This is a genomic window from Bradyrhizobium genosp. SA-3, assembly GCF_004212635.1.
Taxonomy (GTDB): domain Bacteria; phylum Pseudomonadota; class Alphaproteobacteria; order Rhizobiales; family Xanthobacteraceae; genus Bradyrhizobium.
Map to the genome: position 1 here is coordinate 1 of NZ_PSRT01000137.1, position 22374 is coordinate 22374.

22 protein-coding genes, 1 tRNA gene and 1 pseudogene are annotated in these 22374 nt (G+C 63.6%); 12 read left to right on the plus strand and 12 right to left on the minus strand.

Going from position 1 to position 22374, the window contains the following annotated elements; all coding sequences use genetic code 11:
* Positions 1-520: GTP-binding protein (locus tag CWO91_RS33885; RefSeq protein WP_165405907.1), on the minus strand; the 520-nt coding region annotated here is incomplete at its 3' end.
* A 3-nt stretch (positions 521-523) separates the two neighbouring features.
* Positions 524-2014, minus strand: coding sequence for an amidohydrolase family protein (locus tag CWO91_RS33890; protein ID WP_245471462.1), 1491 nt, complete (start codon positions 2012-2014; stop codon positions 524-526).
* A 783-nt stretch (positions 2015-2797) separates the two neighbouring features.
* Here CWO91_RS33890 and CWO91_RS33900 point away from each other — a divergent pair.
* The 7 genes from CWO91_RS33900 (at position 2798) to CWO91_RS33930 (ending at position 8002) form a co-directional block, all read left to right on the plus strand.
* Positions 2798-3094, plus strand: coding sequence for a HigA family addiction module antitoxin (locus CWO91_RS33900; protein WP_130219860.1), 297 nt, complete (start codon positions 2798-2800; stop codon positions 3092-3094).
* Positions 3095-3131: 37 nt separating this feature from the next.
* Entirely contained in the window at positions 3132-3563 is a 432-nt protein-coding gene (locus CWO91_RS33905; protein ID WP_130219861.1) for a hypothetical protein, read from the plus strand.
* Between the two features lie 126 nt (positions 3564-3689).
* Entirely contained in the window at positions 3690-4715 is a 1026-nt protein-coding gene (locus CWO91_RS33910; protein WP_130219862.1) for an alpha/beta hydrolase, read from the plus strand.
* Positions 4716-5644: 929 nt separating this feature from the next.
* Positions 5645-6538 carry a class I SAM-dependent methyltransferase gene (locus CWO91_RS33915; protein WP_165405909.1) on the plus strand — a complete coding sequence of 298 codons (894 nt, stop codon included), beginning with the start codon at positions 5645-5647 and terminating at the stop codon, positions 6536-6538.
* The gene (locus CWO91_RS33920) at positions 6535-6903 is read left to right on the plus strand and encodes a hypothetical protein (protein ID WP_130219864.1); all 369 of its coding nucleotides are present in this window, start codon (positions 6535-6537) and stop codon (positions 6901-6903) included. The genes CWO91_RS33915 and CWO91_RS33920 overlap by 4 nt, the downstream gene beginning before the upstream one ends.
* Before the next feature lie 5 nt (positions 6904-6908).
* Complete coding sequence (locus CWO91_RS33925) at positions 6909-7598, plus strand: glycosyltransferase family 2 protein (RefSeq protein ID WP_130219865.1); 690 nt, start codon at positions 6909-6911, stop codon at positions 7596-7598.
* On the plus strand, positions 7595-8002 hold the full coding sequence (locus CWO91_RS33930; protein WP_130219866.1) for a DUF2304 domain-containing protein: 408 nt from the start codon (positions 7595-7597) through the stop codon (positions 8000-8002). Before CWO91_RS33925 ends, CWO91_RS33930 begins: the two co-directional genes overlap by 4 nt.
* A gap of 21 nt (positions 8003-8023) precedes the next feature.
* Here CWO91_RS33930 and CWO91_RS33935 read toward each other — a convergent pair whose 3' ends face one another.
* Positions 8024-9721: a hypothetical protein gene (locus CWO91_RS33935; RefSeq protein ID WP_130219867.1), complete on the minus strand. Its 1698-nt coding sequence runs from the start codon at positions 9719-9721 to the stop codon at positions 8024-8026.
* Between the two features lie 232 nt (positions 9722-9953).
* Between CWO91_RS33935 and galE the strand changes: the two genes are divergently transcribed.
* Both galE and groL read left to right on the plus strand, forming a co-directional pair.
* Positions 9954-11066 (plus strand): UDP-glucose 4-epimerase GalE, encoded by a 1113-nt coding sequence (gene galE, locus CWO91_RS33940; RefSeq protein WP_130219868.1) that lies wholly within the window; start codon positions 9954-9956, stop codon positions 11064-11066.
* Between the two features lie 548 nt (positions 11067-11614).
* Positions 11615-13240, plus strand: a complete 1626-nt coding sequence (groL, locus tag CWO91_RS33945; RefSeq protein ID WP_130219869.1) for a chaperonin GroEL — start codon at positions 11615-11617, stop codon at positions 13238-13240.
* A 41-nt stretch (positions 13241-13281) separates the two neighbouring features.
* Here the strand turns inward: groL and CWO91_RS33950 are convergent, their stop codons facing one another.
* From CWO91_RS33950 to CWO91_RS33960, 3 genes are all read right to left on the minus strand, one after another.
* Entirely contained in the window at positions 13282-13578 is a 297-nt protein-coding gene (locus CWO91_RS33950) for a hypothetical protein (RefSeq protein WP_027575249.1), read from the minus strand.
* A 408-nt stretch (positions 13579-13986) separates the two neighbouring features.
* Positions 13987-14061 (minus strand) — tRNA-Glu (locus CWO91_RS33955).
* 222 nt (positions 14062-14283) lie between these two features.
* The gene (locus tag CWO91_RS33960) at positions 14284-14628 is read right to left on the minus strand and encodes a hypothetical protein (protein ID WP_130219877.1); all 345 of its coding nucleotides are present in this window, start codon (positions 14626-14628) and stop codon (positions 14284-14286) included.
* On the opposite strand from CWO91_RS33960, the gene CWO91_RS33965 reads away from it, so the two are divergent.
* From CWO91_RS33965 to CWO91_RS33980, 3 genes are all read left to right on the plus strand, one after another.
* Positions 14627-15634 (plus strand): RluA family pseudouridine synthase, encoded by a 1008-nt coding sequence (locus tag CWO91_RS33965; RefSeq protein ID WP_130219870.1) that lies wholly within the window; start codon positions 14627-14629, stop codon positions 15632-15634. The genes CWO91_RS33960 and CWO91_RS33965 overlap by 2 nt on opposite strands.
* A 218-nt stretch (positions 15635-15852) precedes the next feature.
* The gene (gene rpoH, locus CWO91_RS33970) at positions 15853-16752 is read left to right on the plus strand and encodes an RNA polymerase sigma factor RpoH (RefSeq protein ID WP_018643767.1); all 900 of its coding nucleotides are present in this window, start codon (positions 15853-15855) and stop codon (positions 16750-16752) included.
* Positions 16753-17074: 322 nt separating this feature from the next.
* On the plus strand, positions 17075-17416 hold the full coding sequence (locus CWO91_RS33980) for a hypothetical protein (RefSeq protein ID WP_130219872.1): 342 nt from the start codon (positions 17075-17077) through the stop codon (positions 17414-17416).
* A gap of 47 nt (positions 17417-17463) precedes the next feature.
* Here the strand turns inward: CWO91_RS33980 and CWO91_RS33985 are convergent, their stop codons facing one another.
* From CWO91_RS33985 to CWO91_RS34010, 6 genes and pseudogenes are all read right to left on the minus strand, one after another.
* Entirely contained in the window at positions 17464-18090 is a 627-nt protein-coding gene (locus CWO91_RS33985) for a peptidoglycan recognition protein family protein (RefSeq protein WP_130219873.1), read from the minus strand.
* A gap of 34 nt (positions 18091-18124) precedes the next feature.
* A pseudogene (locus CWO91_RS33990) lies at positions 18125-19332 on the minus strand (GGDEF domain-containing protein).
* 391 nt (positions 19333-19723) lie between these two features.
* Positions 19724-19957, minus strand: a complete 234-nt coding sequence (locus CWO91_RS33995; protein ID WP_130219874.1) for a hypothetical protein — start codon at positions 19955-19957, stop codon at positions 19724-19726.
* Between the two features lie 139 nt (positions 19958-20096).
* The gene (locus CWO91_RS34000) at positions 20097-20708 is read right to left on the minus strand and encodes a LysE family translocator (RefSeq protein ID WP_130219875.1); all 612 of its coding nucleotides are present in this window, start codon (positions 20706-20708) and stop codon (positions 20097-20099) included.
* Positions 20709-20759: 51 nt separating this feature from the next.
* Positions 20760-21134, minus strand: a complete 375-nt coding sequence (locus tag CWO91_RS34005) for a response regulator (protein ID WP_130219876.1) — start codon at positions 21132-21134, stop codon at positions 20760-20762.
* A 443-nt stretch (positions 21135-21577) separates the two neighbouring features.
* Entirely contained in the window at positions 21578-22369 is a 792-nt protein-coding gene (locus CWO91_RS34010) for a lytic murein transglycosylase (protein WP_130219878.1), read from the minus strand.
* Between the last annotated feature and the right edge of the window lie 5 nt (positions 22370-22374).

Below are 22374 nucleotides of genomic sequence, written 5' to 3' on the forward strand. Positions count from 1 at the left end.
GGACGCGCTGGGCGCGGATCGCCTCCCGCATGCGTCGCCCCGCGCCTTCATCCGCCAGGTCCAGCTTGCTCAGCGCCACGATATCGGCGACCCGCAACTGCGACCGCTGGAGCGCATCCTCCAGGGCCGCGGGCGGCGCCGTCGCGTCCAGCACGCAGAGCACCGTCTCCAGCGGCGCTTCGCGCAGGATCACCGGGTCCATGAGATTGCGCACGATGTCGGCGGGATCGGCGACGCCGCTGGTTTCGATGACGATGTAGTCCGGCTTGGGATCACGCCGCAGCAGCGTCGAGAGCGTGCGCAAGAGATCGCCTTCGAGTGAGCAGCAGATGCAGCCATTGGCGAGGCTCACCACGCCGTCGCTGGCGCCGGCGATCAGCTCCGCATCGATGTTGATCGCGCCGAAATCGTTGATCACGGCGGCGATGCGTCGCCCGTTGGCGTGCGCCAGCAGATGGTTCACGACCGTGGTCTTGCCCGCCCCCAGAAAGCCCGTCACCAGGAGGATGGGGACCGGCATGGATCAGCTCCCGACGACGGGCCGGCGCACGGGGCGGCCGGGCCGCGCCGCCACGTCAAGCACGCCGTCACTGATCAGCACCTGGCCGCTGACGAGCAGGTGCCGCACGCCCTCGGAGGGGCGGTTCATCGCTGTGAAGGTCGCGCGGTCCGACAGCTTCTCGTAATCGAACACGACGATGTCGGCATCGGCGCCCCTATCGAGCCGGCCCTTGGCGCGCATCGCGGGCGTGCTCTGCGACAAGATCTCCGCCGGGATCAGCGCGCATTTGCGCACGCCTTCGAGCAACGACACGGTCTTGCGCTCGCGCACCCATTCGCGGATGAACTTCGTGAAGCAGCCCGCCGAGCGCGGATGCGAGGTGGCGTCATCAGGCAGCGGCCAGGCATCGCCGGTGTAGGTCGAGCCGTCGGGCAGCGTCCACGGCATCGCGTCGGACGCGATCGCGCCGCCGGGATATAGCACCGACATGTCGAGCAGGTCGCGGTGATGCGCGTTGTTCTCGGTGTCGAGGATGTGCCAGAGCACCAGCGAGGACGGCTCTTCGGCCTGCGCCTTGAGCAGCTCCTCGCGGTCGCGGAAGCGATGACCGTCGGTCACCCGCTGCACCGAATCGTAGCCGGTGCCGTTGCGCTCGACGAATTCGGGATCGCTGAAGAAGGCGGCGGCCAGCACGGTCGAGCCCGTGCCGTAAGGATAGGCCTCGACCGTGATCGGCAGGCCCTGCGCCTGCGCCTTCTCGACCAGCACGCGGCAGCGCTCGATGTCGGTCTTGCTCGACGAATTGAAATGGCAGATGTGCATGTGCGCGCCGGTGGCGCCGGCATAGCCGATCAGGCGGATATAGGCTTCCGCCGCGCTTTCGGGGTCGATGCGCGACATGAAGGCGACGTGGGTGAAGGTCGGCACGTCCTTTGCGGCGGCGAGCTGGCAGACCGCGGTCAGCTCCTGTACGCCGGCGCCCGGAGCGTAGGCGTTCAAAATGCCGATGCCGATGCCGCCTTCGTTGAGGCCGCGCGAAAGGCGCTCGAGGATGCCGGCGACTTCGGCATCGGTCGCGACGTTCTCGATCCAGCGGCGGTCGCGCATGGCATTGCCGAACGCCTCCAGCGAACTCTCCGCATTGGAGCCCGTCATTGCGCCGATGCGCGCAAACGCCCAGTTGGCGGCGGCGCCGTAATTCAGCACCCGCCCCTTCCTGGCCTGGCGTTCATACCAGGATGCGACCGGCAGCACCCCGGCCTCGAGATCGAGCGTCGTCGTCACGCCGTCGAACGCCTGCATGCGGTCGGCCGGGAGCGACTGGCCATGCGCGTGCAGATCGATGAAGCCGGGTGCGACCACGAGGCCGGTGGCGTCGATCACCCGCTCGGCGCCGCCGAGCGAGGAGCCGACCGCGGCGATCTTGCCGTCCACCACCGCCACATCGCCAACGGCATCCATGCCGCTGGCGGGATCCACCACCCTGCCGCCAGAAATCACCAAGCCGCTCATATCAAAACTCCTCCGCGCTGACATCGCATCAAGGCAGATTCCGGGGGCAACGACCACCTCCACCTAGGCCGATGCATCATGCTCACACGGAAGATCATTTGGCAGGGAGATCGTAGACGCGCGTTTGCAGCCTCGCGGCATGTTTTGCCCGAGCTGTGCTCTTCTCTTCACACCCTCTCGGAAGAAAGGGCGCAGGGAAGGCCGGGCGCCGGCTGGCACCCATAAGACCCCTGCGCTGAACGAATGCACACGCAATGCACAGGGGAGACACAGGGCAGCCGAAACCAGGCCTTCCCTGCGCGATGGTTTGACGGCCTATGCCGTGCTCTCCCGGGAGCCGAGTTCCTTCTGGCCTCTCTCACCTCCGCGAAATGCACGGCAGCGCGCCGGTTGACGCGATGACGCCTTCGCGAAGGCTTGACCGTAGCAACGACGGCCAGGACCACACGGTTTCGCCGTACGCAGGCCATCCGGCTCCGCCAAGAGGCTTCGCCGGACATGGGCGCCGTCCGTCTTCGCGGGTTCGCGCCATGCTCACGAGGTTCATCTCGCCCTGCATGCTCGAGCCCGCCTTAACGCCGCCCGCGTCCACCGCAACCCCAGCCCGCGTTCGTGACGACGTACGACCGCCCCTTTGGTGGGCTGGGATGGGCGACACATACGACAAATCCGAAATTCGGTAAAGTGGAATATTTTTGACGCGCCGGCTTGACAGTGGTGTTTCGCCTGAGATCATGGATTAGTCTCACAGGCCGATTGTGGCTAGCCAAAAGGAGTTCGCAGATGGCAAGGAAACTTCCGCCGATTCATCCCGGCGAAATCCTGCGTGAAGAATTTCTCGTTCCGCTCAAGCTGACGCCCTACGCGGTCGCGGCCGCTCTGAACGTGCCGCGCACCCGGATCGAACGCATTGCGCGCGAAGAAATATCCGTCACGGCCGACACCGCGCTGCGGCTGGGAAAGTTCTTCAAGACAGGCGCCGCGTTCTGGATGAACATTCAGACCCGCTTCGACCTCGAAACGGCGGAGGACGTGCTCGCACCTCAGATCAAGAAGATCGAGTCTTATGAGGCGGTTTGAGAGTGCTGCAGTTGCGATGATATAGCGACCAAACCCAATGCCTGTGACGTTCAAAGACATCACCACAGCCTTCGAGTTCGCCAACACCAACGGCGACATGGGGGAATTCCGCGCCTTCGTCTGCAGGCAAACCGGGAAGATCTACTATCAAACCGATTTTATGGACGCAGCAGAGTTCAACGACGAACTGCCTGATGACATCGACGACGAGGAGAAATACGTCGCGCTCCCGGACAAACGCGAACTCGGCCTGGGCAAGCCGCTGGTGCTCGATTTTGCCCGCGAGTTCCAGCCGGATGATTTCGACGATGTCCGCTATTTCTTCAGCAAGCGGGGCGCCTATCCGAAGTTCAAGGCCCTGCTTGCACGGCGAGCTGCGATCGATCGCTGGCACGCCTTCGAGAATGAGGCGACGGAGCAGGCCTTGCGTGAGTGGTGCAAGGAGAATGAGATCGAAATCATCGACTGATCTGGCGCTCGTTCGGACACCATGTCTACGCAACCGCGACGCTACTCCGCCGTCTTCTTGCCCCCATTGTCATTCAGGGAGCTAGGCGGGGCGGCGTTACGGTGGGCAAGTTCCCGAGGGTTCCATGTGATCGTCCGACGTCTTCTGCAACGCGACTCCGGTCGTTCTGTTTCGCGCCGCGCTCTCCTCGGCGGACTTGTGTCGGCAGGGAGTGCCCTCGCGCTCGGCGGATGCGCCGGCTTGGGTGCGACCGGCGCCCGCTTCGACGCGTCGTCTCTCTCCGTTGACCCCACATTGCTTGTCACCACCACGCGCAAGCCCGTGAACGGCGGTCGCGCGAAACCCTGGTTCGGACCGGACCGCGCGACGAGCATGACGGTCGCGCGAGCGAAGCTGGTGGCCCCGGACGAGAGCCGACTTTCTCTCGCCTCGGTTGGACTTGACGATTGGCGTCTTGATCGGATCGAACCGGTGTCGGCCGACGCCGGCGATCTCGTTGCGCAGGCCGGCGGAGGAGACGTGCTGATCTATGTGCACGGCTTCAAGCAGACGTTCGAGACGGCGGTGCTGGATGCCGCCCATCTCTCCGATGGGATCAAGTTCCGCGGCCGGACCATGGTGTTCTCCTGGCCTTCCAAGGCCGGACTGTTCGACTATGCCTATGACCGCGACAGCGCGATGTGGTCGCGCGACGCTTTCGAACGCGTGCTCTCCGCGCTCGTATCGAGTCCAACCGGCGGCCGCGTGCACATCGTTGCGCACAGTATGGGAACCATGCTGACGCTCGAAAGCCTGCGTCAGCTCTATGCCCGATATGGCGACACCGTCACGAGCAAGATCGGCGCGGTGGTGTTTGCCTCGCCTGATATCGACATGGACGTGTTCTCGTCGTCGATCCAGCGCATCGGTCCGCTGACCGGCAAAGTCACCGTGATTGCCTCGACCAACGATCGCGCACTGGCGCTGTCGGGACAAATCGCAGGTGGAATGACCAGGGTCGGCGCCGCCGAGAAGGCCGTCATCGCGCGGCTCGGCGTGCGCGTTGTCGATGCTTCCCAGGAAGGCTGGGGCATCATCAACCACGATCTGTTTCTATCGAATGCGGAAGTGCAGCGGGTGATCCGTCGCTCGATCGACGGCACGACCGCGTAAGAGAGCGCCTGCGCCGATCCATGCGAAAGCTCCTGCGCCCACCCGTTGCGGCTTCCAGCGACAAAACGGCCGGTGGCGGAAATGATTGAACTCTTTGAGCGCTCCGCTCCATGGGAGACTCGCCGCGCGGACAACAAGCGCTGAGAAGACGAACCCGGCGGAGCAGGACCGCCCCTGCGCCATCGTGTCGCGATCGAAGCGGCGGGACCTTTCGGATCGCTGGCAGGTTACAGCCCGACGAATCGAGGTGAACGCGGCAAGTTACTCTCGCGTGGCGGGTGAAGGGCTACTCGGATTTGAACGACATCGCCAGGGGATGCTGACGGACGCGCCGTATCGACGCCGGACTTAGGCCCATGCGGCACTCGCGCCGCCGGATACGATTGTCGGCCCGGATGTTGACCGCCAATGCCACAGGTTCACCCGGCGGGCGGAACAATCAATCGAGATCAGAGGAAGATTGGCTTCGAGAAATGGCGCGCCACCCAGAATAAAGCTGCGAAACTCTTATGTGATTGAAATTGCTATCTAATTCCAGATCGCGCCGAAAGTACTAAGTGCAGGTGGAGTAAGGCGAGGGAGCCGGGAGCACGCCGTGCCCTCCTATCCGATCGAGCACGTCGTGAAGACGCCGGAGCTTGCGGACGAGCATCGCGCCAGCATCCAGGGCCACAACTCGGCCAAGCCGCTTAAGATCAGCTCGAACTGACGCTGGGCCAGCGTCGTCACGCTGGCACCCAGCAGCTCCGGCGTCGTACCCTCTGATGACCGCCGTCCCACCGCTGCACCGGCGAGAGTGTGGACCATCCTCGATTATTTCGCAGCTGCAGCCAGGCAGCCTGCGACCCCGTGGCCGTTCGCCGAGCGGAACAGTTCGGCATCGGAGGCGTTTTTTTTCGCGCTGAGGAAGCGACATCGTAGGGACGCACGTGCTGATACGAAGCGACCGAACTGCGCTTACGCTTAAGTGTCCCGCGTGCAGTCGGGCGACGCCGCATCGGTTTCTTTACATCAAGAACGGTTGCGATATTTTTCAATGTCGTGACTGCGGGTTGGGACGCACCGAAGCACCGAGCTTCGATCCCCTCGCCTATTATGACGATGGCTACTTTTCCGGCTGTCAGTCCGACGGCTACGCCGACTACCGCGGCGCCGAACCCGTGCTGCGACGCGAGTTCGCCCGCACAGTCGAGTTCATCCGGCACTGCAAGCCACAGGGCCGTCTGCTCGAGATCGGTTGCGCTTACGGCTTCTTTCTCGATGAAGCCCGCCGCGCCGGATTTGAGGTGAGCGGCATCGAGCCGGCGGAGGCGGCTGCTGCCCATGCTGGCGATCTCGGCTTGAACGTCGTATGCGGCCTGCTGACCGAAGCGACTCTCAAGTCGTTTGGCACCCTGGATGTCATCGTTCTCCTCGATGTCATCGAGCATCTGCCAAACCCGCAGGAAGCCTTCGCGCTGTTCGCGGGCCATCTCCGGCCGGACGGAATCATCGTGCTGACGACCGGAGACTTCGGTTCCTTGGCGGCGCGGTCGACCGGCGCGCACTGGCGCCTGATGACGCCTCCGCAGCACCTGTGGTTCTTCAACCGCGACAACATCGCGTCTTTGGCCCATTCGGTCGGCCTTCGCGTCGAGAGCTCCGATCACCCTTGGAAATTCGTGCCGTTCTCGCTGATCGCCTTTCAGGTCGGTCGCATGCTCGGCCGCAAGATCGCGGCCAGCCCGACCGGCAACCGGTTCGCTATTCCGGTGAACCTGTTCGACGCGATGCGCGTGGTGTTGAGCAAGGCGCCTCCATGTTCGGATAAGAGCCTCCCATGACAGAGCGCCTCAACCTCGGCCAGATCGCATTGCTCATCACCTACGCGGCCGGCATGGCGGCGGGCCAGCTCCTGTTCAAGGCCGCCGCGCTGCGCGTCGGCGACGGCTATCCCTTATCCAAGCGTGCGCTGCTGCTGTTGCAGAACGCACCGTTTATCGGCGCCATCGTGCTCTATGCTGCGCTGTCCGTCCTGTGGGTCTGGCTTTTGACGTTCACGCCGCTGTCGCGCGCGTATCCGTTCGTGGCGGTCGCGTTTGCGCTGACGCCCGTCCTCGGCGCGCTGGTGTTCGCCGAACCGCTGTCTGCACGTCTCTTGGCAGGAATCGCGGTGATCGCCTGCGGTCTTGTACTTGTTGTGGGTTAACGAGAATGACCGGCCGGATTCGCAATCCCTGGGTCGTTGTCGCGGCGTACAATGAAGCGCCAGTGGTCGGCAGCGTCGTGTCCGGCATTCGCCACGCCGGATACGCGGTCGTCGTAGTCGATGACGGCTCCGCCGACCGCACCGGCGACGTCGCGTTGCTCGCCGGCGCGGTCGTCCTTCGGCATCCGATCAACCTCGGACAGGGCGCCGCGCTGCAGACCGGCATCGACTACGCCCTCGAGCAGCGTGCAGATGCGCTCGTCACGTTCGACGCCGACGGCCAGCATTCCCCCATGGCCATCGCAGCACTGCTCGCGGCGATCGAGCAGCCCGGCATCGATTTCGCGCTCGGCAGCCGCTTTCTTACCGGTGCGACCGCAAATCTGCCGGTGTCGCGCCGCATGCTGCTCAGCGCTGCGATCTGGTTCACGCGCGCCGGCACCGGACTGCCGGTCACCGATACCCACAATGGCCTTCGTGCGATGACCGCGCGCGGCGCCCGCGCGATCTACTTGCGACAGAACCGAATGGCGCACGCGTCCGAGATCCTGCACCAGATCGCGCAGAGCCGCCTGTGCTTTGTCGAGGTGCCGGTGAACATCGAGTACAGCGCCTATTCGCTGGGCAAGGGCCAACGCATCACCGATGCGATGACCATCCTGATCGATCTGTTCGCGCGGAGGCTCTACCGATGATCGCGCAGCTGTTGCTGACGGCCTTCCTGGCGTTGGTTCTCGTCTACGCCTTGTCGGTGCATCGGACGGTGCCGATCATCGGCCTGCTCGCCAGCGGCGCTGCGCTCGCCGGCCTCTACTTCGTCTGGGTGCCGGAGCATGCCACCGCGCTTGCGACCTTCGCGGGAATCGGCCGTGGCTCCGACCTCATCGTCTACACCTGGGTCGTGATCAGCCTGCTCATCATGCTCAACTTACATCTCAAGCTGCGGCTCCAGCTCGACATGATCACGCGGCTTGCGCGGGCCGTGGCGATTGATCGCGCCAAGAGCCGGCGCGAGGCAGGCCCCCCGCGAAAACGTCGCCCGGTCATGTTGGGCCGAAAGCCCGAGGCGCCCCCGATCGAATTGCAGGCGAAGAAGTAGCTGCCAAGCCGGAACTTGGCGTCACTCACCAAGCCCGCGACGATTGGCGTAGATCTGGGCGAACGGGCGGCCAAATCGCGTGACCTCATCAACCAGTACGGCTGTCGTGCCGTCGGCGCAAGGCCAGCGCTCGGTGGCGATCAGGTAGTCGGCCTTGTCCTGACGTGTTTCGGCAATCCAGTTGCGACGGAACATCACGCCTGCCAGTTCCTCGCGCCAGGCCAGGCAGACCAACACGCGCGGTGGATCGCCCTTGAACCGGCCTTCGGCATCAATTCGATCCTCGAGGCGGCGCAGCGCCTCGGGAACGGCCATGCTCCAATAGTCGAGGTCGAATCGGCCGTAAGCGCCGGCGACGCCACCTGCCAGACTGTTCATCGCGATATATTCGAGCGGATGCAGCATGACGAGCGTCAGCACGATGGCGGCCATGTGAGCGACCCCGAGGGCCGCGGGCACAATCGGGAGGCGTCGCAAGAACGGCAAGAGGCTCATGAGCCCGCGCGCGGCCACGACGGCGAGCATTGGGATCACGAACAATACGTGGCGGACACCGTCATAGAGCGTCGAGCCTTGCAGGATGAGCAACCCGATAGGGCCGAACGCCGCCGTAGTGACGACCAGCACCGCGCGCGATCCGGCGAGCTCGGCCGCGACTGGTCGCAGTCCCGCGACGCCGGACCGACGCAAGGCGCCGATGGCGGCGCGCGCCCACGATCCCGCAGCACCGATCCAGACCGCCATGCCGATCAGTAGCAACGCCAAAAAGCCCTCGGGCAAACGCGCCAGGAGCTGTCCGGGGATGTACCAGGCGGGCAGTTGATCGGTGAACGTGCGCCGACCCCAGTTCTGGAATTCGAACGAGGTGTCGAGCGTAGCAAAGTGCCGATAGGCCTCGAGGAATTGTGTGATCGGATGTCCAGTCTGCAACCACGGCCAGAGCGCAATCGCCGTCAGCCAGGCGACGAGGATGGCGACCAGCGTATGCAAGGCGATCTGGCGCAATTGGCCATAGCCCGCGCGGCCATCGCGCAGCAGCACCTCGAGCGCGCACAGGCTCATGCCGCCGACGAGGTAGGCGTGCGTAATCACCCCTCCAGTGCGCGTCGCGATGGCGAGGCCAGTGGCACAGCCCGTCGCAAGGGTCAGACGCCAGCTCGGCACCCCCTGCCGCACCATCAGGACGATCAAGAGCGTCGACCAGCTCATGGCGAACAGGAACGGCACGTCGATCGGGGCAAAGAACAGGTTGCCGTACAGGTAGCCGGTCAGCAGGCACAGGGTGAGCGCCGTCAACCCAGCCCAGTACCCGACCGTGAGCCGCGCCATCGGCACGACGGCGGCGAGGCCGGCGAGACCGAACAGGAAGGTCATGGCGTGCCGGACCATGATTGGGCTCGCGAGCCCAAGCGACTGCAGGGCCGCGACGAGCATCTGAAACCACGGCCCATACATCCATAGATACTCTTCGACCGTCTCGAACTGAGACCGGTCCGCAAAGCCGCTCGTGTACCAGGCAAGCGCCTTGGGGCCGTACTCCTCTGTGTTGAATTCGTCGGTCGACACCCCGTAATCGGCGGCGGTCGCAATCCCGATGACCAAGGTCACGCCCAGCACAAGGAGCACGAGCAGCGTCTCGGCATGGCGAGCAGCAAATGCGAGGCCGAGTTTCGGCCTCGCAAGCCTAGAACAGTCGCCATCCACTCGTTCAAGCGCCATGCATGTCCTGCGATCGCGGCTGCACGAGGAGTTCAAGCGGCGGATCAAGATGCAGACGGCCATCGGCCGACACTGCCGCCTCCATCACATCAGGCGACATCCCGCTCAACCGCTTAATCGCGAACGAACCCCCAGCGCACCTCAAGTGTTGTCCTTGGCTGAGCTTTCATAACACGCCTGAAGGGAACTTTGTTCCGAAGCTTCAAATCAGGCCTCCCAAGGTGGACGAGCAATGGCGATCCTTATCACCGGAGGTGCCGGATACATCGGGAGCCACATGGCGTACGAACTTGCTGATCGTGGCGAACAAACCATCATCATCGATGATTTCTCATCGGGCTTCGAAGCGGCAATACCCTCCGGTGTACCGGCTTTCGCCGGGGACATCGGCGATCAGCGGCGAATTGCGCCGCTGATCGCGAAGTACGGAATTTCGGAGATCATTCATTTTGCGGCTTCGGCAGTTGTTGCGGAGTCGATTGCCGATCCGCTTCGATACTATCGCAACAACACCGCAAATACCCGAAGCCTGATCGAGCTCGCGATCAGGAGCGGAGTACAGCGTTTCATCTTATCGTCGACGGCCGCGGTGTACGGCAATCCGCCGGCAAATCCCGTCACGGAAGAGACCCCCGTTGCGCCTGTATCGCCCTACGGTTCATCCAAATTGATGGCCGAAACGGTGCTGCGCGACGCTGCACGCGCTCACGGCCTGCGCTACGTCATCCTGAGGTATTTCAACGTAGCAGGCGCCGATCCTGCTCTGCGCACCGGACAGGCAACGCGAGGGGCAACGCATCTGATCAAGGTTGCAGCGGAAGTTGCTATGGGTCTGCGAGAAAAGATGCAGGTTTTCGGCACCGATTACTCCACGCCCGACGGCACCTGCATTCGCGACTATATCCACGTGAGCGACCTCGTAAACGCTCACTGCCGCGCGCTTTCATATCTGCGCAGTGGTGGAGAGTCCCTGACGCTCAATTGCGGCTACGGCCGCGGCTATTCGGTAATACAGGTGATCGACGCCATGCGGCGCGAATCCGGAAACGACTTTCCCGTCGAATTGGCCGCCCGGCGGCCGGGCGATCCGGCGGAGATCGTGGCCTCAGCGGAACGGATGCGCAATCTGCTTGGCTGGCGGCCCCAATGGGATGATCTTTCCCTGATCGTCCGCCACGCGTTTGCCTGGGAACGCAAACGATTGGCACAAGATAACGCAAGGCTTCCGTCCAGAGTATCCCAGCCGGCCCCACTCCGTCCCATCATCGGCAAGGTGAGACGGGGCAAGCGTCTGCCGCGCGGAAGTTCAACGCTCGTCCAAGAACAGGTGACGCGCCAGCGATGAGCCTAGTGATGGAAACCGTACCATGGCTGTGCTCGTTTTCCGCCTGCCGGGGGTGCGGGACTAGCGACGCGATTCGGCGAGAACGCGGGCCGCTCGAATAGAAGAAGCCCTTGTTCGTCTGGTCAGCGGCAGCCGTGATTCAGAACGCCTTTGCCGGCCGCTACGAACCGGGCTCCGCCTTCCCTATCTCACGCTCCAAAGCCGATTTTCGCTCGAGAGCTGACGCTTGGCGGGTTAAACTAAATGACCCGGACGGATTCGAATTGAGGCCGCCAAGTCACAAAACTCCGCTGCTGCAATCTGCGGTGAGCAATTAGTTGAAAGCGACATTGCGCTGCCTGACGGGGGCGGCATCGTACAATGTCGTAAAATTCCGCAGAATGTAGCTTGGCGCGCCGCTCAGAACAAAAATGCGAACTCCTATACAATTGAAATTGCTGTATAATCCAGACGTAACCGACGGACGGTCAAGGGCGCCGGCTCCTGATTGAAGGCGACCTGAGACCGCTTGCTCAGCTTAAGGGGAGGAGTGAAGGGAGGTTCGCATCATGGTTGCCAAGGATCTGAAATTCGCGACCGAAGCGCGCGAACGGATGCTGCGGGGCATTGATACGCTGGCGAATGCCGTCAAGGTCACGCTCGGTCCCAAGGGGCGCAATGTGGTGATCGAGAGATCGTTCGGCGCGCCGCGTATCACCAAGGACGGTATCACCGTCGCCAAGGAGATCGAGCTTGAGGACAGGTTCGAGAACATGGGCGCCCAGATGGTGCGCGAGGTGGCGTCCAGGACCAGCGATATCGCGGGCGACGGCACCACGACCGCAACCGTGCTCGCAGAAGCCATTGTCAAGGAAGGCGCCAAGTCGGTCGCCGCAGGCATGAATCCGATGGACCTCAAGCGCGGCATCGATCTTGCGACGGACGCGATCGTGCATGACCTGAAGTCTCATGCCAGGAAGGTGACGGCTAACGAGGAGATCGCTCAGGTCGCCACCATCTCGGCGAATGGCGACGCCGAGATAGGCAAGTTCCTCGCCGACGCTATGAAGAAGGTCGGCAATGAGGGCGTCATTACGGTGGAAGAGGCAAAGAGCCTCAGCACTGAGCTCGAAATCGTCGAAGGCATGCAGTTCGACCGCGGCTACATCTCGCCCTATTTCGCCACCAATGCCGAAAAGATGCGCGTCGAGCTTGAGGACGTCTATCTGCTGATCCACGAGAAGAAGCTGTCTGTACTGCAGACCCTGCTTCCGCTCCTGGAGGCGGTGGCGCAATCGGGCAAGCCGCTTCTGATCGTCGCGGAGGATGTCGAAGGCGAAGCGCTCGCAACGCTCCTGGTCAACAAGCTGCGTGGCGGCTTGAAGGTCGCCGCGGTGAAGGCGCCGGGTTTTGGCGATCGCCGCAAGGCGATGCTGGAAGACATTGCGATCCTGACCGGCGGCACCGCGATCTCCGAAGATATCGGCATCAAGCTCGAGAATGTCACGCTCGACATGCTCGGGCGCGCCAAGAAGGTCGTGGTCGATAAGGAGAGCACGACCATCGTCGACGGCGCCGGCGCGAAAAAGGACATTGAAGCGCGCACGACGCAGATCAAGGTGCAGATCGAGGAGACCACCTCTGACTACGACCGCGAGAAATTACAGGAGCGTTTGGCGAAGCTTGCCGGCGGGGTCGCGGTGATCCGCGTCGGCGGCGCAACCGAGGTCGAGGTCAAGGAGCGCAAGGACCGCGTCGACGACGCGCATCATGCAACGCGCGCAGCGGTCGAGGAAGGCATCCTTCCCGGCGGCGGCGTCGCCCTGCTGCGAGCGCAGAAGGCGCTCAAGGGCATGAGGACGGCCAATGCCGATCAGAAGGCAGGCGTCGAGATCGTGCGTCGCGCGCTGCGGATGCCAGCATGCCAGATCGCGGAGAACGCGGGTGAAGAGGGCTCGCTGGTCGTCAACAAGGTGCTTGAGAACGACAACTACAATTGGGGGTTCAATGCTGCGACCGGCGAATATCAGGACATGGTGAAGGCCGGCGTGATCGACCCCGCCAAGGTCGTGCGTACCGCGTTGCAGGATGCCTCCTCCATCGCCGCGCTCCTGATCACGACGGAAGCGCTGGTCGCCGAAAAGCCGAAGAAGGCCGAGACGCATGCGCCGGGCATGCCGCCAATGGATTTCTGACGGCAACCAGCCGCTCCCTTCCGGGCGCGATCAAGCGTGCATCAGGCTTGCTCTTGCAATACTGCGGCACCGAGTTCGTCGAAACGAAACAGCTGAAAGATCCGCTGGCCATTGAAATCGAGGACCCTCAAGTCGTCTGTTTCGTGCAAATCGCTCTCGACCGCGTGGAAATGTCCGCCATAGCGCTCCTTCGCGAGATCAAGCGGCACATCGAAGGCGACAAACTTGCCGATTCCCTTGGCTTTGAGCCTGCCCAGGAACTTCGGATCGTGCAGCGTTCCGTGGGACGTGAGAACCAGCAACGGACCACTGGCCGTCAGCAGCAGAAAGGACCTCATCGATCAACTCCCTGGTCGTTGGTTTCATCAGCACCTATGCGGCGAACAAGGCCGCGGCAACCGTCGTGCTGGTGCGTATCGATAGATACATAAGAGCAAGCTGGCTCGACTGCACGGTTGCGATTGTTCAGAGAAAGGGGGCGGCATCGTCTTCGGCACGCTCAATCTGCGACACGACCGCACCTGCGCTTCGGCGAACCGGACGGCAGCAGCCTATCGACAGTGTCGTCGAGAGCTGTGCGCCGCGTGTCCTCATCCCAAGAGGGCGCCTTGTTTTCGAAGGCACGTCGGCGATGACGGCCAGGCCTTTACCGGGCCTTTCGCGCTATCGGCCAGTCGAAGTTATTGCGGGGGGCATCAGGCTGGCTGCGGTACCGCAACCTGGTCTTGCCAGCAGAGCAAAGGCAATGGCGCTCCCTAGGGGAATCGAACCCCTGTTTCAGCCTTGAGAGGGCCGCGTCCTAACCGCTAGACGAAGGGAGCGTGAGGGGTACGACATAGCCGCGAATTTTGCCGGCGGCAAGGTGAGATTGGGGGTTTCAAATGGCCCGAGCCACGTCGTCCTGGCGAAAGCCAGGACTCATTACCCCAAATGGTCGTGTTTGAATGAAATCGTGGCCACGATCTCACTCACGCAACCGGATTCGGTGGTTATGGGTCCTGGCTTTCGCCAGGACGACGGCCGAGGCGAGTCTCCGGGCCGCCTCACGGCTCATTGGCAAATTTCAGCTTTCCCACCGGGTTGAGCGTGTGCGCATCGAAGGTGCGGATCTCGATCACGCCCCCCACGTCGAGCGTGACCACGAGGCGGTCGCCGGCCACGCCAGTTGCGACGATCTTGGCGCCCTTCGGGAGGGTGGCGGTGACGTCGCTGGCCACCTCGACCGCCCTTCCCTCCGACTTGAAAAGGCGGTAGCCCACCGCGATCAGGACGGCGCAGATCGCCAGCGCCGTGGTCAACCCCGCGATCAGCATCATCCGCCGCACCCGCGCGAACAGCGCGGCCTGCTCGGGGGTCGGTTCGGGAATAGCGGTATCAGACGTCGTCATGGACAATTTTGGCTCTGCGCAAAGGTTGGAGGTCGTGGTCGCCGGCGACGAGGGCTCGGCCCGGCTCGACCGCGTGCTGGCGGCGCACCTCACCGACCTGTCGCGATCGAGGCTGAAAGCCCTGATTTTGGCGGGCGCAGTGAGCCTGAAGGCTTCCGCGGTCCGCGACCCCGCTTATCACGTCGCATCCGGCGATACGATCACAATCGACGTGCCCGAGGCGGCGCCGGCGGAACCGAAGGGTGAGGATATCGCCCTCGACATCGTGTTCGAGGACGACGACATCATCGTCATCAACAAGCCGAAGGGCCTGGTCGTGCACCCCGCGGCCGGCCACGAGAGCGGCACGCTGGTGAATGCGCTGATCGCCCATTGCGGCGCTTCGCTCTCGGGCATCGGCGGGGTGCGCCGGCCCGGCATCGTGCACCGGCTCGACAAGGACACCACAGGGCTGATGGTGGTGGCCAAGAACGACCTCGCCCATGCCTCGCTGTCAGCGCAATTCGCCGACCACGGCCGCACCGGCGAGATGCGGCGTGGCTACATGGCGTTTGCCTGGGGCGTGCCGAACCGACATCGCGGCACCGTCGATGCGCCGATCGACCGCCATCCGCATGCGCGCGAGAAGATGGCGGTGCGCCAGGGTGGCCGCGAGGCGGTGACGCATTGGGAAATCCTGGAGAGTTTTGATGGGCGCGACGGCAAGGGCGTCGCCGCCCTGCTCGCCTGCGAGCTCGAGACCGGACGCACCCACCAGATCCGCGTCCACCTCGCCCATATCGGCCATCCCCTGCTGGGGGACGCCGTCTATGGCCCGCACTTCAAGACCAAGGCGAACCAGCTCGGCCCAGAGTCGCAGGCCGCTTTGGCGGCGCTGGGGCGGCAGGCCCTACATGCTTACCTGCTCGTATTGCAGCACCCAAGAACGGGAGAATTACTGCACTGGGAGGCACCGCTGCCGGAGGATTTGCTTCTCCTTCAAAGCTGCCTGAAAGCGGCGCTATGACGCAGCCATTTTAAGAAAAGCGTTACATTACAAAAAGTTATAGCTGCCACACGGGGACGTGACGTCAGCAATCCTTCCCTTTTTGGCCCCCGATGGGGTATATTGCGCCTGCGTTGGAAATGACCAACGCGGAACATCGCAGCCCGGCCGGCTTTGACACAGCGGTCGTCTGCCTGGCCCGCCGCTATCGGGGGCCTGAACCTTTTGGAGGGCGCACTATGGCCCGTACCGCAGCTTTGCCGGTCCTCAATGGAGAATCCGGCCTTTCCCGTTACCTCGCCGAGATTCGCAAGTTTCCGATGCTGGAACCCCAGCAGGAATACATGCTCGCCAAGCGTTGGCGCGAGCATGACGATCGCGACGCGGCGCACCAACTCGTCACCAGCCACCTCCGCCTCGTGGCCAAGATTGCCATGGGCTATCGCGGCTACGGCCTGCCGATTTCCGAGGTCGTCTCGGAAGGCAATGTCGGCCTGATGCAGGCGGTGAAGCGATTCGAACCCGAGAAGGGGTTCCGTCTCGCCACCTATGCGATGTGGTGGATCAAGGCGTCAATTCAAGAGTACATCCTGCGTTCCTGGTCGCTCGTGAAGATGGGCACCACCGCGAACCAGAAGAAGCTGTTCTTCAACCTGCGCAAGGCGAAGAGCAAGATCAACGCGCTGGACGAAGGCGATCTCCGCCCCGACCAGGTCGCGACCATTGCCAAGCGGCTGGGCGTGACCGACCAGGACGTGATCGACATGAACCGCCGCCTCGGCGGCGACGCCTCGCTCAACGCGCCGATCCGCGACGACGGCGAAGCCGGCGAATGGCAGGACTGGCTGGTCGACAATACGCCGAACCAGGAAGCCCTGATGGCGGAGCACGAGGAGTATGATCACCGCCGTGACGCACTGAACGGCGCCATGGGCGTGCTCAACCCGCGCGAACGCCGCATCTTCGAGGCCCGCCGCCTCGCCGATGAGCCGATGACGCTGGAAGACCTTGCCGCCGAGTTTGGCGTGTCGCGCGAGCGCGTCCGCCAGATCGAGGTCCGCGCCTTCGAGAAGGTGCAGTCCGCGGTCAAGGGCACGATCGCAAGACAGGAACAAGCCGCGCTGGAAGCCGCGCATTAAGCGGCGTTACGGCGCCAGAGAGATTGGCGGATCGAAGAGAGACAAAAGCCGGCGGCAACGCCGGCTTTTTTGTTTGGGGTGGAGATTGAGCGTCACTACATTCGTTGTCATGCCCCGCGAAGGCGGGGCATCCAGTACGCCGCAGCGAGCGTGGCGACAGCGAGATATCCAACCCACGCCTCTGGGATACTGGATCGCCCGGTTAAACCGGGCGATGACAGCGGTGGTTGTGGCTGCGATGTAGACTGACTCGCCTTGAACCCGCGTTGCCGGTCAGCCGACCCAAAACTGGCGGACCGACAGCATCGATTGGACGGACACCGTGTCGATCATCCTGCAATCCACCGTCGGCGGCTTCGAAGCCCAGTTCATGCGCAAGCTGCCGCTGGTCGAGCAGGCGATGCGCGAGCACGGGCTCGAGCCGTCGGAGTTCGTGATCTCGAAGGACTATGCGGGCACAGCAACGATCCCGCTCATGGGCCCGTTTTTCTATAGTTACAGCGTGTTCTTCGGCGAGGAGCAATTCACCGTCACCGAGCCGAACGACATGGTGTTTCTGGATTATTTCTTCAAACGCGTGCTGGCGGCGGACGGGCCACCGGAAGTGCCACAGCGGCCGGGATTGATCCGGCGGTTTTTCGGCTGGATGTCGCAGGCGGTTTAGCTTGTCATTCCGGGTTCGCGCTGCGCGCGCCCCCGGAATGACGAACCTCACTCCCCCCACATCCGCGCCAGCGTGGCAAGCCAGCAGCCTTCGCAATAGCGGGTATCCTTGTAGTCGATCCAGTTGTGCGCATAGACGCGGCCAATCGGAATCCCATAGCGCGCGCGTAACACCTTGACGAGGATCTTCCAGGCCGCGACCTGCGCCTCGGTCGGGCCCGCCGCGACGTCGGGATAATTGCCGGCGAACTCGACGCCGATCGAATTGTCGCGCACGACCTGGCGATAGGTCGAGCTGTTGTCGATGTATTTGTTGTCGTTGCGGTTGGCGCCGTCGCCATGGGTCGGCACCAAATTCTCCGCCACCGCCCAATAGACCGTGCCGTCGGTCTCGACCCACACCGTGACGCCGCGTCGGGTCGGATGCTTCGCCTGCGCCAGCGCGCCGCCGCGCGCCGAACCCGCCGGCCCCTCGGTCTGGTGCACGATGATGTTGCGCCAGGAGTTTGCGCCGCCGACGTCGCCCCATGGCGCCAGCCACACGACCTTCAGGCCGGGAATGTCGGGCGTGCCGGAGGCGCGCGCGAGCTTTGCCAGTTCGGCGTCCTCGGCGGCGGCGGGGGCTGTCAGAAACAGAGCGGCGAGAACGGCCGCAAGCAGGCGGGACATCATCATACGGATCCAATGCGGTCCCTGATGTAGCACGCCTCTACGCGAAGTTGCGCGCGGCCTCGCCCAGACCGATCGGCTCGGGCGAGAGCGGCGGCGCCGGATCGTAGACGGCAAAATCGTTCTTGCCGTTCTTCTTGGCGGCGTAGAGGGCGTGGTCGGCATGCGCGATCAGGCGGTCCGGGAATTGACCGATGCCGCGGTCCCACTGCGCGACGCCGATCGAGATCGCGATCGGGATGTCGCCGCCGGTGCAGGTCGCGGCGTCCTGACGGCAGACATCGAGCACGCGGCGGGCGATCGCGGCGGCCTCGCGCAGCGACGACGACGGCAGCACGATGCAGAACTCGTCGCCGCCGGTGCGTGCGAGCATGTCGCCGGGCCGCAACCGCGTCTGCGCCATCAAGGTGAAGTGCCGCAGGCAGGCGTCACCGGCCGCATGGCCATGGGTGTCGTTGATGGTCTTGAAGCCGTCGAGATCGATCACCAGCAGCGAGAACGGCGCGCGCCGCGCTCCGAGCGGGCGCATTCCTCGGTCAGACGCTGCAGCAGATGCCGCCGGTTGGCGACGCCGGTGAGATCGTCGAGCAGCGCGAGGTCGGCAACCTCGTTGCGCAAGCTGTCCATCGCCATCAGCAGGAAGCCGAAATTGAGCGTCATCGACAGGAACAGCAGCCCCAGCACGATGACGGCATGGGCCTGACCACCGGCGCGCGCCGACAGATCGTGGCCGAGCAGATTGCCCACCGTGCGCACGAGCAGGATCGCGATGATGGTGAGGATGACGATGCCGGACAGCCGCGCGCCCGGGCTGACTCGCCCCTCCGGCGACAGCAACAGACGCAGCGCCAGCACCAGCGGCAGGGCCTGGCCGAGCGTGTAGCTGAGCATGCGCAACTGCATGTGCTCGAAGCCGACCATGAAGACCACGACGCCGGCCAGGCTCAAGCCTCCCGTTGCCGTCATGAGGCGCCAGGAGACCGGCCGGTCATAGAAGCGCTGAATGCCCATGGCGGCAAGGCAGCTCGCGGCGATGACGCCGCCAGCTCCGAGCAGAAGCGGCAGGGGAGAGGCGACGAACAAACGGATCAGAGCCGTCATCGCCCCGGCCGCGCCGACGAAGGACGAAGCCATCCAGAACCGCGCGGCGGCGAATTTCGGATAAGAGCGCGTCACATAGGCCCAGATCACGCCGAGCGCCAGGAAGTTGACGACGAAGACCATCCACAATGTCGGGAGGTTCAGCATGGCGCGTGCGGCACGCGCAGCGTCGCGCCCCCCGTCCCTGGCAGCCGTCCGTCCATCACCCATCCCCGTTTTCTTGCGGGGACAATGCGGCGGTTGCGCTTAACGGAGTCTCACTGCGATCCTTGAAAACGCGTCTTTGGTTTTGGATTCATGAACGGCGCGCGGCTGTTGTCGGATCGTTAAGCCTGTCGCCGGCGATGCTGCGCTGGCGCGGCGATGCGGATTCGCGCACCAAAATCACCTGAAAATGCATCTGAGCTGTGGATAACACGATGACACGGATGTGACGGCGCGGGGCAGAGACCTGCGAATCTGCTGAGCTTGTCGTCGAGGATGTTGCGAGGCTGGCCCTCCGCCGAGCATCCCTCGTGTCGCGTTCCACCATTAACCCCTAAGAGGATACTATGGCTAAGAAAGCGAAGAAGGCGGCGAAGAAGAAGGCGAAGAAGGCCAAAAAGGCGAAGAAGAAGTAACGCGGCTTCTTTTTCTTTGCCCGGGTGGAGCCTCGCTCCGCCCGGGCGTCGGGAAGATCGAGCGTGTTTGAAGGTGGCGGGCGCAAGGCCCGCTTTTTTATTTGGATAGAGTTCTCTTCCTCTGCCCCGTTTTGATGACCGATTAATCGCAAGTGGCTGTCGGGTGCGCGGAAGTCCCCACATCGTCATGGCCGGGCTTGTCCCGGCCATCCACGCCTTACCCGCGGCGCAAAGAACGTGGATGCCCGGGACAAGCCCGGGCATGACGACTTTCGAGTGGTGAAGAGGGAGCTACCGCTCCGCAAACGCGAGCTTGGCGCCGAGCGCGGCGAAGCCTGCGGCAAAGCTGCGGCGCAGCCAGGCCATGACGCCGGGCCTGGAGATGACGCGCTCGCGCACCGAAGCGGCGCAGAGGCCGTAGACGACGAACACCGCAAACGTCATCGCCATGAAGGCGCCGCTCAATTCCAGCATCCGCGTCAGCACATGGGCCTCATCCAGCGCGATGAACTGCGGCAGGAAGGCGAGGAAGAAGATCGACAGTTTGGGATTGAGGATGTTGATCAGGAAGCCGGTGACGATGACGCGGCCGCTCGACCGCTCCGCGATCCTGCCTTCGACCGCGAGCGCGCCTCGCTCGCGCAGCGCCTGCCAGGACATGTAGAGCAGATAGGCGACGCCGCACCATTTCAGCGCGGCAAAGGCGAGCGCGCTGGTGTGGAGCACCGCGGCAAGGCCGAGCATCGCCGCAATCATGTGCGGCACGATGCCGAGCGTGCAGCCGAAAGCGGCCGCGACGCTGGCGCGCGAGCCACGGGTGAACGCCGCGGCGAGCGTATAGAGCACGCCGGTGCCGGGCGAAGCGACGACGATGAGCGAGGTGAGCAGGAAGGACCAGGTCATTGGGCCGACCCTATCAGCTCGCGGCGAGAAAGCGAGCCCGCGGAATAGCTGTCAGGACAGCTGCGCGATCTCGGCCTCGCGCAGCACGTCGAGCGGGGCCCAGGGTTTGGCCCAGAATTTTGCGCCGGCGGGCAAGGGCTGCTTCAAGGGACGGCCGGAGGTGACGACGACATCGAGCTTGGGATTGCGCTCCTTGGCGACATGCGCGAGCTCGACCCCGTTCATGCTTCCGGCGAGCTGGACGTCGGTCAGCATCAGGCAAAGCGCGCTGGCGTTCTTGTCGAGGACGCGTTCGGCGTCCTCGGCACTCTCGCACTGGATGACCAGGTAGCCACTCTCTTCGAGAAGAAGACTCAGCATCTCCCGCTGCATGATGTCGTCTTCAACGATCAGCGCTATTGCGCGAAATGGTTGTGCCTGTCCCATCAGCGGCTCCAATATTTGCTCACGTAACACATGTTAAAGGTCCAACTCGGCCATTGTTCAGTTCCACTCTGAAAAAATGTAAATCATGGTTCCCGCCTTCGCTTGGTACGACATCGGCACGGCACCCTCCGCCGTCGTCCTGGCGAAGGCCAGGACCCATAGCCACCGAATTCCATTTGACGAACACTGGCAGTTACTCAGCCAAGGCAAGTGAATGCCAGTCGTCGCCAAACTCCTCCCTGGGGTAATGGGTCCTGGCTTTCGCCAGGACGACGATGGGGGAGAGATCGCGCGCGACTCTCAACCGTCATTGCGAGGAGCCCTTGCGACGAAGCAATCCAGATTGTCTCCGCCAAGGGATTCTGGATTGCTTCCGCCTTCGCCAAAGGCTTCGGCGGACAAGTCGCTCCGTTCGCCATAACGACCGCGGCTATCGTGGTGCCTCACTGCCCCATCAAACGATCCGCGAAATACCCGATCGTCTTCCTGTAGACCACCGCCCTGTTCCACTCGCGCATCGCTTCGAAATTGGCGGTGCCTTCGCCGTAGGGCTGGCCCATCTTGAAGCCGCTGGTGTGAAGCAGGTTCGCGGTCGAGGCGAGCACGTCGGCGACGCTGTGGCGGAGGTCGACATGGCCGTCGCCGTCGAAATCGACGCCGTATTTGATGTAGGACGACGGCAGGAACTGGGTCTGGCCGATCTCGCCGGCATAGGCGCCGATGAGATCGCGCAGCGGCAGGTCGCCGCGCTGCACGATCTTGAGCGCGGCGAGCAGCTCGCCCTGGAACAGATCGGTGCGGCGGCAGTCATGCGCGAGCGTCGCCAGCGTCTTGATCACCGGCAGCTTGCCGATGTCGCCCTTGCCGAAATCGCTCTCCAGTCCCCAGATTGCGACCAGGATGTAGCGGGGCACGCCGAACTGCTGCTCGATGCGCGACAGCAGCGCGGTGTGACGCTGGAGCAGCGCCCGCCCGCCATTGATGCGGCCGGGGCCGACGCGGGTCGAGACGTACTGCTCAAAACTCTTATTGAAGGTGTGGCGCTGGCGGCGGTCGAAGGCGAGCACGGCGCCATCGGGTGTCACACCGCTGAGCGCCGCATTGGTCACGCTTGCCGAGACGCCGGCTCCTTGCGCTTCTGACGCCATGGTTGCGACAAAGCTGTTGAAGTCGCCGCCGCAGCGCGCGGCCTGCGCCGAGCCGGCCAGACAAACGGCGAAAGCGGCGAGAAGCAGTCTCA

What these genes read in the sequence shown, in the direction of transcription:
- CWO91_RS33890 (WP_245471462.1), bottom strand. Translation starts at nt 2,014, where the DNA reads ATGAGCGGCTTGGTGATTTCTGGCGGCAGGGTGGTGGATCCCGCCAGC.
- CWO91_RS33900 (WP_130219860.1), top strand. Translation starts at nt 2,798, where the DNA reads ATGGCAAGGAAACTTCCGCCGATTCATCCCGGCGAAATCCTGCGTGAA.
- CWO91_RS33905 (WP_130219861.1), top strand. Translation starts at nt 3,132, where the DNA reads ATGCCTGTGACGTTCAAAGACATCACCACAGCCTTCGAGTTCGCCAAC.
- CWO91_RS33920 (WP_130219864.1), top strand. Translation starts at nt 6,535, where the DNA reads ATGACAGAGCGCCTCAACCTCGGCCAGATCGCATTGCTCATCACCTAC.
- CWO91_RS33925 (WP_130219865.1), top strand. Translation starts at nt 6,909, where the DNA reads ATGACCGGCCGGATTCGCAATCCCTGGGTCGTTGTCGCGGCGTACAAT.
- CWO91_RS33930 (WP_130219866.1), top strand. Translation starts at nt 7,595, where the DNA reads ATGATCGCGCAGCTGTTGCTGACGGCCTTCCTGGCGTTGGTTCTCGTC.
- CWO91_RS33935 (WP_130219867.1), bottom strand. Translation starts at nt 9,721, where the DNA reads ATGGCGCTTGAACGAGTGGATGGCGACTGTTCTAGGCTTGCGAGGCCG.
- galE (WP_130219868.1), top strand. Translation starts at nt 9,954, where the DNA reads ATGGCGATCCTTATCACCGGAGGTGCCGGATACATCGGGAGCCACATG.
- groL (WP_130219869.1), top strand. Translation starts at nt 11,615, where the DNA reads ATGGTTGCCAAGGATCTGAAATTCGCGACCGAAGCGCGCGAACGGATG.
- CWO91_RS33950 (WP_027575249.1), bottom strand. Translation starts at nt 13,578, where the DNA reads ATGAGGTCCTTTCTGCTGCTGACGGCCAGTGGTCCGTTGCTGGTTCTC.
- CWO91_RS33965 (WP_130219870.1), top strand. Translation starts at nt 14,627, where the DNA reads ATGGACAATTTTGGCTCTGCGCAAAGGTTGGAGGTCGTGGTCGCCGGC.
- CWO91_RS33960 (WP_130219877.1), bottom strand. Translation starts at nt 14,628, where the DNA reads ATGACGACGTCTGATACCGCTATTCCCGAACCGACCCCCGAGCAGGCC.
- rpoH (WP_018643767.1), top strand. Translation starts at nt 15,853, where the DNA reads ATGGCCCGTACCGCAGCTTTGCCGGTCCTCAATGGAGAATCCGGCCTT.
- CWO91_RS33985 (WP_130219873.1), bottom strand. Translation starts at nt 18,090, where the DNA reads ATGATGATGTCCCGCCTGCTTGCGGCCGTTCTCGCCGCTCTGTTTCTG.
- CWO91_RS34000 (WP_130219875.1), bottom strand. Translation starts at nt 20,708, where the DNA reads ATGACCTGGTCCTTCCTGCTCACCTCGCTCATCGTCGTCGCTTCGCCC.
- CWO91_RS34005 (WP_130219876.1), bottom strand. Translation starts at nt 21,134, where the DNA reads ATGGGACAGGCACAACCATTTCGCGCAATAGCGCTGATCGTTGAAGAC.